Source organism: Burkholderia sp. BCC1988 (assembly GCF_905339895.1).
Classification (GTDB): domain Bacteria; phylum Pseudomonadota; class Gammaproteobacteria; order Burkholderiales; family Burkholderiaceae; genus Burkholderia.
In genome coordinates this window covers 393810-409561 of sequence record NZ_CAJPHA010000001.1, presented here as the reverse complement: position 1 = coordinate 409561, position 15752 = coordinate 393810, and the positions used below count along the sequence as shown (strand labels likewise).

Here is a 15752-nt window from a genome sequence, read left to right as displayed (position 1 = left end):
CCGACGGGCGGGCGCGCCACGACGCGCATGCATGCGTCGTCGTCGCCGGCCCGCGCGTCAGCGCAGTATTGCCTCCGCGCCGACATCGTCGGACCGCGGCAGTACGGTCAGGCCGTCGCGCAGCGCATACGCGATCACTTCGGCGACGTTGTGCAGCGCCAGTTTCGACATCAGGTTCTGTCGATGCTTGCGTACCGTGAGCACGCTGAGATTCAGCCTGATGGCGATGTCCTTGCTCGAGTGCCCGTTGGCGATCAGCACGAGGATTTCCTTCTCCCGGGCCGTCACCGGCGGCACGGCGGCGGCGGTGTGCTCGAGGACATGGGCGAGCGAGTCGCTGACGTAGCGGATGCCCGACAGCACCAGCGCGACGGCACGCAGCAGCTCGTCGCCGTCTTCGTGCTTGAGCATGTAGCCGTCGACGCCGATCGCCACGGCCGCCCGGACCGTGGCCGGGTTCTGATTGCCCGTGACGACCAGGATCCTGGTCTGCGGCGATTGCGCCTTGACTTGCTTCGCCAGTTCGATGCCGGGGAAGCCGGGTAGATCGAGATCGAGCAACAGCAAATCGGCCTGCGTATCGCACACCAGCCGACCGACCATCCGGCCTTCGCCGGTCTCCCCCACGACGGTCCAGTTCGCTCGCGTCTTCAGCAGCAACTTCAGCCCGTCGCGAATGATGGCGTGATCTTCGGCAAGCACGATTTTTTTCATTTTTCTTTCGCCTTCTCCCGGGGCACCCGGAAGCTCGTTCCTTTGCGACAATACGATGCAACCCCGTTGCGACGTGTCACGCGGCGGGCGAGATCGACGCCCGCCCCGTTCAACGCCGGACCCGCTACGCGATTTTGAAATGGCAAACAGGATAGCGCAAGAATACCGTGCCGACGTGCAGCTGGAACTGGTCAATACGCTGTACCGACAGTCTCCGCCGATCCTGTTCGGCAACATCGCCGTCGTCAGCCTGACCACCTTTCTGTTGTGGCACGAGGTGTCGCGGCATGCGCTGCTCGCGTGGGCCGCGGCGATCTGCGTGCTGACCGCGATCCGTACCGTCATGGTCTGGCGCGATCGCCGCGCGGGCGAACATCCTGCCGGGACGGCCACGCGCCGCGCGCGGAAATACATGGTGTTCGCGGGCGTGTCCGGCTGCCTGTGGGGCGCCATGGGCGTGCTGTTCTTTTCGCCGGACAACACGATCGTGACCGCGCTGATCTGCATCGTGCTGGCCGGCATGACCGGCGGCTCGGTGGCGTCGCTCTCGTCGTGGTGGCCGACCTACGTGGCTTATGCGTTGCCCACGGTGCTGCCGTTCGCGATCCGGTCGTTCGCGTACGGCAGCGCGCTGTTTTCGGTGCTGGGCTTCCTGTCGCTGTTCCTGCTCGCGGTCAATCTCGCCTTCAGCCGGACGCTGCAGCGTACCGTGCGCGATGCCGTGTCGCTGCGCTTCGAGAACGTCGACCTGATCCGGCAACTGACGCAGGAGAAGGAGCGCGCCGAACTCGCCAATCGAAGCAAATCGCAATTCCTGGCCGCCGCCAGCCACGACCTGCGTCAGCCGACGCATGCGCTCGGCCTCTACATCGCGACGCTGCGGGCGATGGCGCGCGCGCCGAGCGTCGACGGAACCGCGCTCGACGACATCGCCGAACGGCTCCGCACCGCGTTGAAAGGCATGTCGCAATTGCTGAACGTGTTGCTGGACATTTCCCGGCTCGACGCGGGCGTGATCGATGTCGAGCCGCGCCGCTTCGCGCTGCAGCAGGCGCTCGACGCGCTGGACAGCCAGTTTCGTCAGGCCGCGCTGGCCAAGGGGGTGACGCTCAGGATCCGGCCGACCGCGATCTGGCTGGAAACCGATGCGGTGCTGCTGCACACGATCCTGTCGAACCTGCTGTCGAATGCCGTGCGCTATACGCAGCGCGGCGGCATCCTGCTGGCGTGCCGGCGTCGCGGCACCGACGTCGAGATCCAGGTCTTCGATACCGGCATCGGCATCGCGGGCGATCAACTGCCGCACATCTTTCGGGAGTTCTACCAGATCGGCAACGCGGCGCGCGACCGCGAGCAGGGGCTGGGCCTCGGGCTTGCCATCGTGCAGCGCACGGCGGCGCTGATCAATGCGAGCGTGCAGGTGCGTTCGACCGCGGGCCGCGGCTCGCTGTTCTCGGTGCGGCTGGCCATGGCCGACCATGCCCCGTCGCGCGCCACCGGCGCGCACCCGTCGGGCGAGCGTGCGGACCCCGGGCGCGGGCAGGCGCGCAAGACCATCCTCGTCGTCGACGACGATCGCGACGTGCTGGCCGGCATGCAGACGCTGCTCCAGACCTGGGGGCATACCGTGATCGCCGCGCCATCGCTGGAGCGTGCGATCGAGCTTGCCGCGCCGCGGCGCGCCGAACTGGACATGATCGTGACGGACTTCAGGCTGGCGGGGCACGTGACCGGCGCCGACGTCGTCCACCGGGTGTTCCGCGTCATCGAACGCGAGATTCCGGCCATCATCATTACCGGCGATACGTCGCCCGAGGGCATCCATGCCGCTTCGTCGAGCGGCTTCAGCGTGATGCACAAGCCGCTCGACCCGCAGGAAATGCAGACCTTGATCGACGCGTCGGCGTGACGGCGCTGCGATGTCATCGCACCGCGCCCGCTCGGCACCCGCACGCGAATGCGACGCGTTCGCGACGGCAGCCGGCGCGGCCGGTGCAACGGCGACGGCACTACTGCATCTGCGGTATTTCCCAAACGAAACGGGTGCAGTACCTTCGCACCTGCTGGCAATCGTAAAAAACAGTCGCGCGGGGTAGCGAAGAAGGCAGGACAGCCGGGGAGACCAACCCACGGTTCGGGCCGCACGTCCGATCGAATCGGCACGGCGCCGGCACGGCCTGATGCCGCGGAACAGGATCGGTCGCAGTGCGGCCGATCCTGTTCCAGGCGTCGTCCTTTCTGAAAGCAACGCGACAGGGTGCCGTGCCTGCACCCTGAATCGCGCTCGCCTTGCGCATGAGCCGACCGGCCTCTCGCGGTCGAATCCTTGAACGGTCATGGCGCGGCCTCGCCGCCCGCCTGCCTGGAGCGCAACGGTGATGGACAATCTGCCCAATATCATGGTGGCCGCGTTCCCGGCCTTCGCGGTGCTGATCGCCGTGGAAATCGCACTCGCGGCGGTGCTCGGCCGGTCGCTGTACCGGACCCGCGACACGCTGGCGAACCTCGCGCTCGCTGCCGGCGCATTCGTCGCCAGCGTGCTGACCGGCGGGCTGGTGCTCGCGGTGCTGAGCTGGGTGTACGCGCACCGGCTCTTCACGATCCCGACGAACGTCTGGTGGGCGTGGGTGCTGTGCTTCTTCGCGGACGATTTCAGCTACTACTGGTTCCACCGCCTGAGTCACGAGATGCGCTGGTTCTGGGCATCGCATTCGGTCCACCATTCGTCGGAACAATACAACCTGTCGGTATCGCTGCGCCAGACGTGGACGGGCACGATCACCGGATCGTTCCTGTTCTGGGCGTGGATGCCGTGGGTCGGGTTCCATCCGAAGATGATCCTGTTCATGCAGTCGGTGAGCCTGATCTACCAGTTCTGGATCCACACCGAAGCGATCGGCAAGATGCCGCGCTGGTTCGAGGCGGTGCTGAACACGCCGTCGCAGCATCGCGTCCATCACGGCAGCGATTTCGACTATCTGGATACCAACTACGCCGGCACCACGATGATCTGGGATCGGCTGTTCCGCTCGTACACGCCCGAGCGATTCACGCCGCACTACGGGCTGACGTCGAGCATCGGCACCGACAATCCGTTCAGGATCGCGTTCTACGAGTGGCGCAATATCGCGCGCGACCTCGCGAAAGCCGACAGCCTGCACACCGCGATCCAGTATCTGATCCGGCCGCCCGGCTGGAGTCCCGACGGCAGTTCCCTGACGACGCGCGATGCGCGGCGTGCCGCACAGCAGGTTTCCTGAGAAGGCGATATGGCTCACACACGCGATCCACACGACCGGCGCCACGATGCGGCGCCATCCAGCGCCGGCCGCCGGCAATTCCTCGAATACGCGGGCGCGGGGTTGTTGTCCGCGATGCTGCCCGGGTGCGGCGGCGCGGACACGATTCAGCGGTCGACCTACGACGCGACCATCGCGGCGGGGCGGCAAACGATCCAGGCCGCGCTCGATGCCCATCCGCGGAACCTCGCGGGCATCTCGGTCGCGTTGCTCAAGGGCAATCAGGTCGTGTGGGCGCAGGCGTTCGGGAATGCGTCGATCAACCCGGCGGTCGCCGCCACGCCGACGACGCGCTACAACATCGGTTCGGTATCCAAAGTGATCGCGGCGCTGGCCGGCGTGATCCTGCAGGATCGCGGGCTGATCGACCTCGACGCGCCGATCGTCCGGTACGTGCCGTCGTTCACCATGCTGTCGCCGCAGTATACGCAGATCACGTCGCGTCATCTGCTGTCGCATTCGTCCGGCCTGCCCGGCCAGAACGTCGACGACATGTTCTCGTATGCGCCGATTCCGGGCTATGCGGCGACCGCGCAAAAGGTGCTCGCCAACGAACACCTGAATCATCCGCCGGGCCAGTTCGCGGTGTACTGCAACGACGGCTTCACGATCTTCGAGCTGGTGGTCGCGGCCGTTACCGGGCTGAGCTTCGCCGATTTCGTTCAGCGCGACATTCTCGCGCCGCTGAACATGACGAATTCCGGCTTCCTGACCAGTGTGCCGACGAGCGGCCAGTTCGCGCTGGCGTACGCGAACGGCATCCAGTACGGGCAGGAATTCGCGAATCCGTACGCCACCGGCGGCCTGTCGACGACGCCGCTCGACATGATGAACCTCGCGCAACTGTTCATCGGCAACGGCGTGTTCCAGGGGCGGCGCATCGCGTCGGCGGCCGGAATCGCCGACATGCTGACGGACCAGACCGACCGGTGGCAGATCAAGTCGACCCGGCTCGGTTACTCGTATGCCTATGGTCTCGGCTGGGACGACGTCGACGATCCGGTCCTGCGCGCGGCCGGCGCCGCCGGCGCGTACAAGAGCGGCGGCACGCAGTTCTTTTCAAGCCATTTCTACGTGCTGCCGGCGGCGCAAATGGCGCTGATGATCACCGGCAGCACCGGCTATGACGCGGCCGGCATCGCGCCCGCGATCCTGCTGCAGGCGTTGCAGGAAGACGGCAGCATCGCCGGTGCGCCCGCGAAGGTGAATGTCGCTGCACCGCCGGCGGCTGCGTCGCCGGACGTTTCCGCGGTCGGCGGCGTCTACGGCAACGAATCGGCGCCGATGCAGGTCGCCGTGAACGCGGACGGCAGCCTGGCGTTGACGCAATGGAACGGCACGGCGTGGATGGACACCGGCCCGAGCGGCGCGCCGTACGTGTATCGCAGCGACGGCTGGTGGTGGAGCGACGGCGATACCGTGTCGTACCGGTTCGATATCCTGCCGGGCACGGACGACGCGGGCAACGCGGTGAGCAACCGGTATCTGACCAAGCGTGTCGTCGACGGCTCGGGCTATGTGTTCCGCGTCACGCCGTATGCGCAGCAACTGCCCGTGCTGCCGCGGCTCGACGCCGCCTGGCAGGCACGTGTGAACACGTCGTGGAACGTGATCAACGAATCGGCGCAGTCGGTGTTCTCGGGCGGCAAGCTGAGGGTGTCGCTCGGCAGCCTCGACGCGTTGCCGGGCTATGTCCTGTTCGCCTACAGCACCAGCGGCGGCGCCCACTTCAACTACCAGTTGTTGAAGCCGCTGGCCGACGACCGCTGCGGGATGACCGTGCAGATACCGGTGATGCCTGGCCGCGATCTGTTCGAAATCAGCATGACGAACGTGAGCAATGTCGAGACGATGGCGGCTTCCGGATGGCTGTGCCAGCGCGCGTGAGGGCCGGCGGGAAGGGCGCGAGGCGCGACGATCGGCGGCATGACCGACGCGCCGCAAGCCGCCTCCGGTGTCGAGGCTGGGAGCGCGTGCCTTCGTGACCTTGTGCCGCATGACGATCGACAGGCAGTCAACCTCGACGGCAAGCTCGAGCGGTCACGGCCTCGCTCGCAACGTCACATCGGCATTCGGCGTCGCGCCCACCTTTTCGAGCGCCGCAACCGCGGCGTCGTTGCCTTGCAGGATGGCGTTCTGCAGTGCGGTGCGGCCGAGCGCATCGACGTGATCCGGGTTCGCGCCACGGGCGACGAGCACCGGCAGCATGTCGAGGCGGCCGAACAGCGCGGCGAACGACAGCGCCGTTTCGCCGGCGTGATTGGTCTGGTCGATCGGGCAGTGCGTATCGGCGAGCCGCTTCGCGATCGCAGTCTCGCCCTTGAACAGCGCGCCCATCAGCGCCGTGTTGCCGTGACGGTCGCCGAGACACGGGTCCGCGCCGTTGCGCAGCAGATAGTCGAGCGTCGCGGGCTGGTCGCGATAGGCGGCGAGGATGACCGCCGTGTAGCCTTCGCGCGTCGTTGCGTCGATCGGATAATGCGCGTCGACGAGCGCCTGCAGGATGTCGATGCGGCCGAGGCGGGCGGCAGCAAACCATGCATCGTCGTAGCGGCGCAGGTCGGCGTGTGCGTCGGGGTGGGGAACGGTCGCGGGCGGCGCAATCTGCGCGCAGGCCGCGAGCGCAACGGCACCCGCGATCGCGAGGGTGCGGAAGAGGGCGGTTCGGAGTCGGTTCTTCATCGGCATTGCGCGCCGCGCGTGGCCGCGCGGCGCAATCGGACGATTGGTCGGGACGCGAAGGCCGCACGAGCAGCCTTCGCGCGATTGCCCGATCAGTTCTCGACGAGCTTGTCGGCGAGCGATTTCACGCGCGACAGGTCGGCGTGCGTGGCACGTGCAAGGCGGCTACCGTAGTCCGCATCGGCCTTGTAGAAGTACGACAGCATCGCGTACTTGTTCGCGTCGTTCGTCACGTGGTTCAGGTCGCCCGACAGCGCGGTCACGAGGTCCTGCCGCTCCTGCGCGGGCAGCATGCGGTAATACTCGCCCGCTTGCCGGAAGTTCAGCGTCTTGCGGATCGCGGCCTGCTGCGTCGTGCCGGCAAGCGGCGTCTGGACCGACTTGTAACGCGGGTTCTGCGCGAGTTCGTTCAGCGTCGACGGCTCGTAGTTCACTTCGCCCTTGCGATCGCCGAAGTTCATCGCGCCGTCCTGGTTGTTGTTCGTGACGGCCACGCGCGGACGGTTGATCGGCAACTGGTTGAAGTTCGCGCCGAGGCGGTACATCTGCGTATCGGCGTACGAGAACATCCGGCCCTGCAGCATCCGGTCTTCCGACGGCTCGATGCCCGGCACCATCCGTGACGGTGCAAAGGCGGACTCTTCGGTCGACTCGAAGTAGTTGTCCGGTACGCGGCTCAGCGTCAGCGTGCCGATCTTGCGCTCCGCAACGCCGGCCCACACCTTCGTATCGTCGAGCGGGTTGAAGTCGAACGCGTCGAGCTCGGACGGCTTCAGCACCTGAATGTAGAGGTCCCACTTCGGCGCGTCGCCGGCCTTCAGTGCGCCATACAGATCGTTCGTCATCAGGTTCCAGTCGGCGCCGATCGAACCCGGAATGTCCTTCGGACGCAGCCCGTGCATCCCTTGCTCGCTCTTCCAGTGGAACTTCACGTACGTGAACTTGCCGTCGGCGTTGACGAACTTGAATGCGTGCACGCCATAGCCGTCCATGTGCCGGTACGAATCGGGCATGCCTTCGATCGAGTACAGCCGCGTCAGCATGCTGGTCGCCTCCGGCGCGTGCGCGAAGAAATCGAACGCGAGGTTCGCGTCCTGCACGCCGGTGACGGCGCTCGGCTTGTTCGCATGAACGAAGTCGGGGAACTTGATTGCATCGCGGATGAAGAAGATCGGCAGGTTGATCCCGACCAGATCCCAGTTGCCTTGTTCCGTATAGAACTTCACGGCGAAGCCGCGCGGATCGCGCGCCTGCTCGGGCGAGCCGCGATAACCCATCACGGTCGAGAAGCGGACGAACACGGGCGTCTTCGTGCCGGGCGTGAAGACCTTGGCCGTCGTCAGGTCGCTGATGTCGGCACTCGGCACGAATTCGCCGAACGCGCCGGTGCCGCGCGCATGCACGACACGCTCGGGGATGCGTTCGCGATCGAAGCGCTGGAGTTTCTCGATGAGATGCGAGTCTTGCAGAAGCGTCGGCCCGTTCGGTCCGGCCGTCTGCGAATTCTGGTTGTCGCCGACGGGCGAGCCGTTGTCGCGCGTCAGTTCAGCGGCATGAGACGAAGAGGCCAGTGCGACGCAGGCCGCGGCAATCATGCTTTGCAAAAAGCGATTCGCGGTGTGTGACATATCGATGAGATTCCTTGGCTGAGGGGGGAAATGCCGACGAAATTTAATCTTTCCGACGTGTGGTGAGCCAATTGAATCTCGCTAATTGCGTGATAGGCAGTCGTATTTCTGTCACGCAAATGATTCGGCTAACTAAATTATATTTTCGTCGATATGTGGTAGCTGATTCGGGATCGTCGATCAGGCGACTTTCCCATCAGACGATCGAGTCCTTGGGCTGGGCGTGGCCCAATTGCCCGCGGGAAGGCCCTTCCTGTTGCGCACGCGCGGCCGCAGGCCGGGACGGTGGCGTCGATGACGGCGCCGAGTGAGACGACCTGGATCGAATCGATGCGTGCGCAATCATTCGCGTGCGGCGCGGTGCCTGGTGTGATGACGAACGTCCCGGGCAATCGTGCCCGTGAACGCAGGTCGATTGACTTCCGCGCGCGCCGCGACAAAGAATCAATCGACACGACCCGGCGGGCCGTCAGGCCGGATGCGGGATGTGAGAGGCGAGACCGGCACACGGCCGTTTGTCGGGCACGTCGCGGCCTCGCCACCGGCAGTCCCATCAGTCATGCGAGGAACTCATGCCCTACCTCATTCAAAACGTACAAGGTCCCGCGCCGCTGGCGGTTGGCGAGCGCATCTGGGGAGATGCGACGCAAATCGATTTCGGCGCGATGACGAGCTGCATCGCGCTCGTCGAACAGACGCCGGGCCAGCCGACGTCAGTGCGCGGGATCCATCTGTCGATCGTCAGCGTCGACGGCACGCCGGTCTACGATCCGGCGTCGAACGTGGCCGGCCAGGTCGGCACGATCATGCAGCCGAGCGGCAACCTGCGTGCGTGCCTCGGGCGCATCGACGTCTGGCAGGCCAGCCAGTCGCAACAGTTGCGGGATTTCTTCGCAGGGCTGATGCAGGGCCTCGACATGACGACCTGGCTGCAGTTGCCGGACGGCAACCTGCAGGTGCGGTTCAACAGCGGCGTGATCCAGTATCGGCAGGGCACCGGCGCCTGGACCGACGCGTAGGCGGGCCGCCCGGGTGAAGCCGGCGCGGGACACGCGAGCGTGCGCCGGCGCAGTTGTCATGGCCGCGTCGACCAGCGTCACGCTGCCGCTTGTTTCAGCCGCGACGGCCGCTCGGCGGTTGAAAGGGGCTAAAGGAATCGCACAAGATCCCGAGTTGTCCGGTACTAGGTGTCTTCCCTGAACCAGACCGCCATGGCCGCTCACCGCGGCTGCCGCAGAGCCGGCGATGACGGCGTACGGCCTTGACCCGCAAGGCTTCCGGGCGGAATGGACGCATCCGGCAGCCCGATGGACCCATGCCTGAACGTAATGACCTTGAGCAATTTTGGCAATTTTCAAACAATGCATCGAATCCCATACTGCGGCTCATCCAATCACCGCCAGCCTGAGTGGCGAACCGCAGAGGACTCGAGATGCAACGAAACACAAGTGGGCAGCCGACCGTTCGCGATGCCGTCGTGGACTTGATGCGGCGCCTCGGAATGACGTCGGTGTTTGCCAATCCCGGCTCGACCGAGCTGCCCATGTTCCGCGACTTCCCGGAGGACTTCCGGTACGTGCTGGGATTGCAGGAAGCCGTCGTCGTCGGTATGGCGGATGGATATGCCCAGGCCACCGGCAATGCCGCTCTGGTCAATCTGCATTCGGCGGCCGGTGTCGGCAACGCGATGGGCAACATATTCACGGCTTTCAGGAACCGGACGCCGCTGATCATTACTGCCGGCCAGCAGGCCCGCTCAATTCTGCCGTTCGATCCGTTTCTGTCGGCATCGCAAGCAACCGAGTTGCCGCGGCCTTATGTGAAGTGGAGCATCGAACCGGCTCGTGCCGCGGATGTTCCGCGTGCGCTCGCCCGTGCTTATCACGTGGCGATGCAGGAGCCGCGTGGCCCGGTGTTCGTTTCCATTCCGGTCGACGACTGGGATCAGCCGGCCGACCTCGTCGAGGCGACACGGGTCAGCACCCGGTTCCGCCCCGATCCGGCATCGATCGCGGAGATCGGTGACGCGCTGGACAACTGCAAACGGCCGGCCATCGTCGTCGGCGCGGAACTCGATCGTGCCGACGCCTGGAGCGAGGCCATCCAGCTCGCCGAGCGCCACAACGCGCGGGTTTATGTCGCGCCGATGTCGTCACGCTGCAGCTTCCCTGAAGATCACCGACTTTTCGCCGGATTCCTTCCGGCGATGCGCGAAAAAATCGTTCGGATTCTGGATGGGCATGACCTGATCTTCGTCGTCGGGGCGCCGGCTTTTGCGTATCACGTCGAAGGCAGTGGGCCGCATGTGCCTGATGGCGCGGCGTTGTACCAATTGATCGACGATCCGGCTACCGCGGCGTGGACCCCGGTCGGCACGTCGGTGGTGGCGAACGTTCGCCTGGGGCTGGCGGACCTGCTCGCGCGTCCGGCGCCGCGTGGCCGGCCGTTGCCGGCGCCTCGCGAGGTCGTCGAGCGAGCCGAGCCCACGGCGGTCATGTCGGTCGCGTATGCGTTGCAGACGCTCTCCGAGGTGCGCGACGCAGCGGATATCGTGGTCGAGGAGGCGCCAAGTTCGCGGCCCGTCATGCAGCGTTATCTGCCGTTCACGCGCAGTCAGACGTTTTACACGATGGCAAGCGGCGGTCTGGGCTACGGCATGCCCGCCGCGGTGGGCGTGGCGTTGGGCAAACCCGGCAGCCGCGTGATCGGCCTCATCGGTGACGGCTCGACGATGTATTCGCCGCAGGCGATCTATAGCGCGGTCCAACTCGATCTCCCGATCACCTTTGTCATCCTGAATAACGCCCGCTACGCCGCCTTGCAGGAATTTGCGCCCGTCTTCGGCTTCTCCGCGTCGGATCCGGTCCAGGGCACCGACCTCGCGGGGCTGGATTTCGTTTCTCTGGCCAACAGCATGGGTTGCGAAGGGGTGCGAGTGAGCGACGCGCCGTCGCTGAAGTCCGCGCTGGAAGACGCATTGTCTTCGGGCAAAACGCGCCTTGTAGAAATTGTCGTGGCCTGACCGCGAGTCGGTGGTTCGACAGGCTGGCTTTTCAAACATATTCCAGGAGACGGCAATGAATCAGGTATCGATGTTGATCAACGGCGAGCGCACGATGGCGCGCGATGGGGCGACATTCGAGCGCCGCAATCCGCTCGATGGCACGGTTGCATCGACCGCACCCGCCGCGACCGTCGCCGATGCACAGGCCGCGGTGCACGCTGCCGCCGCCGCGTTTCCCGCTTGGTCGGCGATGGGGCCCGGCGAGCGACGCGCATTGCTGAATCGAGCCGCAGATGCGCTCGAAGAAAAGGGCGACGCTTTCGCGCTGGCAATGGCGACCGAAACGGGCGCGTCCCGCCTGTGGGCCGATTTCAACGTCAAGCTTGCGGCCGACGGATTGCGCGAAGCTGCTGCGATGATCACGCAGATTTCGGGCGAAGTGATTCCGTCGGACGTGCCCGGCAATCTCGCGCTCGGGGTTCGGCAGGCCGCCGGCGTCGTGCTCGGGATCGCACCGTGGAACGCGCCCGTCATCCTCGGCGTGCGTGCCATCGCGCTGCCGCTGGCTTGCGGCAATACCGTCGTGCTCAAGGGTTCGGAAATTTGCCCCGCGACCCACGGCCTCATCATCGAGGCGTTGCAGGACGCCGGGCTGCCGCGCGGCGTCGTGAACTTCGTCACGAATGCGCCGGCGAATGCCGGCGCCATTGTCGAAGCGCTCATTGCCGAGCCCGCGGTCAGACGGGTGAACTTCACGGGCTCGACCCGCGTCGGCCGCATCATCGCCACCCAGTGCGCGAAGTATCTGAAGCCCTCGGTACTTGAGCTCGGCGGAAAGGCTCCGTTTCTTGTTCTTCACGATGCCGATATCGACGCTGCGGTTCAAGGCGCGGCATTCGGGGCGTTCGCAAATTCCGGTCAGATCTGCATGTCCACCGAACGCATCGTCGTCGACGCGAACATCGCCGACGAATTCGTCGCGCGCCTGGCCGAAAAGGCGAAGAGCCTGCCGCTTGGCGATCCGAGAAAGGGCCCGGCCGTACTCGGCTCCGTTGTAGACATGGCGACCGTGAGGAAGTGCAACGACCTGATCGACGACGCGCTGGGGAAAGGTGCGACGTTGGTCTGCGGAGGAAAATCCGAGACCACGCTCATGCCGGCCACGCTGCTCGATCACGTCACGGCCGACATGCATATCTACCGGGAGGAGTCGTTCGGGCCGGTCAAGGCGATCGTCCGCGTCGAGGGAGACGAAGCGGCCATCGCATGCGCGAACGACAACGAATATGGTCTGTCGGCGGCAGTCTTCAGCCGTGACGTCGCGCGTGCGTTGACGGTAGCGAAGCGTATCGAGTCCGGGCTTTGCCACGTCAATGGGCCGACGGTTCACGACGAGGCGCAAATGCCGTTTGGCGGGATGAAGTCCAGTGGTTTCGGGCACTTCGGCGGCAAGGCGGGAATCGCGGAATTTACCGATTTGCGCTGGATCACCGTGCAAACGACGCCTCGTCACTATCCGTTCTGATGGTTGCCACGGTCGGGGCGCGTCTTGTTCGCGACGGACGAGACGGGCCGCTGGATCGTGGGCGCGAACAAAACAACAACCCTGTACCGGTGAGTAGCCTTCGCTCGTGGAACAACGAGCGATCGGCTTAAGGAGACTGCAATGCCTATTGTCAATTTTGAGTGGTCGCTCGATCGCACCCGGTTCGAGTCGGGCCATCACGTCGGAGAACGGATTACCCAGGCCTGCGATTCAGGCTTCACTGCTCTGGTCGGGGGTGCGGAATGAACGATCGTAATCCTGGTCTGCCGATCGTCGACATAGGCCGCACCCTTGATGACGGACCGTTCTCGGCGTTTCAGCGAATGGTCGTCTTTCTCGCCGCGTTCGCGATCGTGATGGATGGCTTCGATGGGCAACTCATCGGGTTCGCCATTCCCAGCTTGATCAAGGAATGGGGCATTACGCGCAACGCATTTGCGCCCGCCGTTGCTGCCGGCCTCGTAGGCATGGGTATCGGTAGCGCGTTCGCCGGCCTTTTCGCGGACAGGTTCGGTCGGCGCTGGGCCATTATTGGAAGTGTGCTGGTATTTGGCCTGGCGACGAGTTCGATTGCGCTATCGCCGGACGTCATGACCATTGCAATCCTGCGCTTCTTCGCGGGACTGGGTATCGGTGGTGCGCTGCCAAGCGCGACGACCATGACGGCGGAATTTACGCCGGCTCGCCGGCGGACGCTCGCAGTCACCGCAACCATCGTGTGCGTACCGCTGGGGGGCATGCTTGCCGGACTGTTCGCGAGCGTCGTGCTTCCTCACCATGGCTGGCGTGGGCTCTTTCTCATCGGCGGCACGCTTCCCGTGGCACTGGCGTTCCTGCTGTATCTCGCCATGCCGGAATCGCCGCGTTATCTTGTCCGCCATGACGCACGCTGGAACGAACTGCGTCACCTGCTGACCCGCATGTCCCGCTCGATTCAGCCGGACGCCGTGTTCGCCGATCAGAAGGAACAGAAAGCGGTACAGCGTCCGGGCTTTCGTGCTCTGTTCGCGGACGATCAAGGCCGTGACACGATTGCAATCTGGATCGCTTTCTTCATGAACCTGATCGCGGTCTACAGCGCATTCAGCTGGCTGCCGACGATGCTTGCAGGCGAGGGGCTCAGCCCTTCGGTGGCAGGTTCGGGCCTGACCGCCTACAACCTGGGTGGCGTCATCGGCGCTCTGGGCTGCGCAGTGGCAATCGGCCGGTTCGGGTCACGCTGGCCTTTGCTCGTGTGCTGCCTGATGGCATCCGCGAGCGCGCTTTTCCTGCGCGGTATCGACGTCTCTGCCCACACGACGTTGCTTGTGTTCGGAATTGGTTTGCACGGCCTCTTCGTGAATGCGGTTCAGTCGACGATGTATGCCCTTTGCGCCTACGTCTACCCGACCGAGATACGCGCGACCGGGACCGCATCCGCGCTCGCATTCGGGCGGCTCGGAGCGATTCTCAGCGCGTTCGCCGGGGCATTCGTGATCACGCAGGGGGGGAGCGTCCGCGTACCTGGGCATGCTTGGTGGGGCGATGTCGATGGTCTTTATTTGCCTGATGATCGTGCGTCGTCATGTTCCGCCCGTCAATCGCGGCTGACCTCAGGCTCCAGCTTGACAGAGGCGCGCGAATCCGGACTCCAGCGCGCCTCGTGTTCTTCGCATCACGATCTACTCCGACAGTACGTAAATCATGACAACAGGATTTCCCGGCATTTTCTCCGTCAGCGACTATCGTGACGAAGCCAGACGGCGGCTGCCACGAATGGTGTTCGACTATCTGGAAGGCGCGGCGGACGATGAATCGGGACTGAGGCACAACCGTTCGGCGTTCGATAAATTGCAGTTGTTGCCGCGCCGGCTGTCGGATGTCAGCATGCGAGAGCAGTCGGTGGAACTTCTAGGCCGGCGGATTCCATCACCGCTGGTGATCGCACCCACGGGCCTGAATAGCGCATTCTGGCCCAAGGGCGACCTCGCACTTGCGCGTGCGGCGGCCAAGGCCGGTATTCCCTTTGCGCTATCGACGGCTTCCAACATGTCCATCGAAGAGGTGGCAAAAAGAGCCGACGGAGAACTGTGGTTTCAACTGTATGTGGTTCATCGCAACCTCGCGAAGAGCCTCGTCAATCGTGCCCGCGCGGCTCGCTATTCGACTTTGATCCTCACCACCGATGTGGCGGTCAACGGTTTTCGCCAACGCGATCTTCGCAACGGCTTTGCCATGCCGTTCAAGGCAAGTGCGCGCGCGGCCGTCGACGGACTGTCGCACCCGCGTTGGCTTTGGTCCTATCTGACGCACGGCATGCCGGAGTTGAGAAATTTCGCTACGGACGATGCATCGGACACAGCTTCCCAGGCAGCGATTCTTCGCAGACAGATGGATGCGAGCTTCAGTTGGGACGACCTGCGCCGTTTGCGGGACGAATGGCCTGGCAAACTCCTGGTCAAGGGCATCGTGACGGCCGACGATGCCGCGCGGTGCGTCGAGCTCGGCGCGGACGGCGTGATCGTTTCGAACCACGGCGGCCGGCAGCTCGCCGACCTGCCCGCGACAGCCGATGTGCTGCCGGATATTGTCGAGCGCACCTCGGGAACGACTGTCATTCTCGACAGTGGGATACGGACAGGAGCTGACGTCGTCAAGGCGATCGCCTTGGGGGCACATGCCGTGATGCTCGGGCGCGCCACGTTATACGGGTTGGCAGCCAGAGGGGAAATCGGCGTGAGCGACGTCATCGAGATGATCAAACGGGAAACAGACCGGACGCTCGCCCTCATCGGTTGCCGCTCGGTCGGGGAACTCGATCGCAGCTACATTTCGAAGCGAACGACAATAGCAATTGATGGTTTGTCGTTGCCTTGATGGGTCGATCGGAATCCGTATTA

At 64.7% G+C, this 15752-nt stretch carries 10 protein-coding genes and 1 pseudogene; 8 read left to right on the top strand and 3 right to left on the bottom strand.

Features of this window, described 5'->3' with window-relative positions:
- Positions 1–57: 57 nt before the first annotated feature.
- Positions 58–714: a response regulator transcription factor gene (locus U4012_RS01725; RefSeq protein ID WP_321795626.1), complete on the bottom strand. Its 657-nt coding sequence runs from the start codon at positions 712–714 to the stop codon at positions 58–60.
- A 139-nt stretch (positions 715–853) separates the two neighbouring features.
- Between U4012_RS01725 and U4012_RS01720 the strand changes: the two genes are divergently transcribed.
- From U4012_RS01720 to U4012_RS01710, 3 genes are all read left to right on the top strand, one after another.
- Entirely contained in the window at positions 854–2623 is a 1770-nt protein-coding gene (locus tag U4012_RS01720; protein ID WP_321795624.1) for a hybrid sensor histidine kinase/response regulator, read from the top strand.
- 469 nt (positions 2624–3092) lie between these two features.
- Positions 3093–3974: a sterol desaturase family protein gene (locus U4012_RS01715; protein WP_321795622.1), complete on the top strand. Its 882-nt coding sequence runs from the start codon at positions 3093–3095 to the stop codon at positions 3972–3974.
- A 9-nt stretch (positions 3975–3983) separates the two neighbouring features.
- Entirely contained in the window at positions 3984–5900 is a 1917-nt protein-coding gene (locus tag U4012_RS01710; RefSeq protein WP_321795620.1) for a serine hydrolase domain-containing protein, read from the top strand.
- A 153-nt stretch (positions 5901–6053) separates the two neighbouring features.
- Here U4012_RS01710 and U4012_RS01705 read toward each other — a convergent pair whose 3' ends face one another.
- Positions 6054–6695 (bottom strand): ankyrin repeat domain-containing protein, encoded by a 642-nt coding sequence (locus tag U4012_RS01705; protein WP_321795618.1) that lies wholly within the window; start codon positions 6693–6695, stop codon positions 6054–6056.
- Positions 6696–6787: 92 nt separating this feature from the next.
- The gene (locus tag U4012_RS01700) at positions 6788–8290 is read right to left on the bottom strand and encodes a catalase (RefSeq protein WP_415750349.1); all 1503 of its coding nucleotides are present in this window, start codon (positions 8288–8290) and stop codon (positions 6788–6790) included.
- Between the two features lie 605 nt (positions 8291–8895).
- On the opposite strand from U4012_RS01700, the gene U4012_RS01695 reads away from it, so the two are divergent.
- The 5 genes and pseudogenes from U4012_RS01695 to U4012_RS01675 all read left to right on the top strand — a co-directional run bounded on the left by U4012_RS01695 (position 8896) and on the right by U4012_RS01675 (position 15729).
- Positions 8896–9342 (top strand): hypothetical protein, encoded by a 447-nt coding sequence (locus U4012_RS01695; RefSeq protein WP_321795613.1) that lies wholly within the window; start codon positions 8896–8898, stop codon positions 9340–9342.
- Positions 9343–9755: 413 nt separating this feature from the next.
- A complete protein-coding gene (gene mdlC / locus U4012_RS01690) occupies positions 9756–11345 on the top strand; it encodes a benzoylformate decarboxylase (RefSeq protein ID WP_321795611.1) in 1590 nt (529 codons plus the stop codon).
- Positions 11346–11400: 55 nt separating this feature from the next.
- Positions 11401–12852, top strand: coding sequence for an aldehyde dehydrogenase (locus tag U4012_RS01685; RefSeq protein ID WP_321795609.1), 1452 nt, complete (start codon positions 11401–11403; stop codon positions 12850–12852).
- A gap of 263 nt (positions 12853–13115) precedes the next feature.
- Positions 13116–14463: pseudogene (locus U4012_RS01680) on the top strand (MFS transporter).
- 93 nt (positions 14464–14556) lie between these two features.
- On the top strand, positions 14557–15729 hold the full coding sequence (locus tag U4012_RS01675; RefSeq protein ID WP_321795607.1) for an alpha-hydroxy-acid oxidizing protein: 1173 nt from the start codon (positions 14557–14559) through the stop codon (positions 15727–15729).
- The last annotated feature ends 23 nt before the right edge of the window (positions 15730–15752 follow it).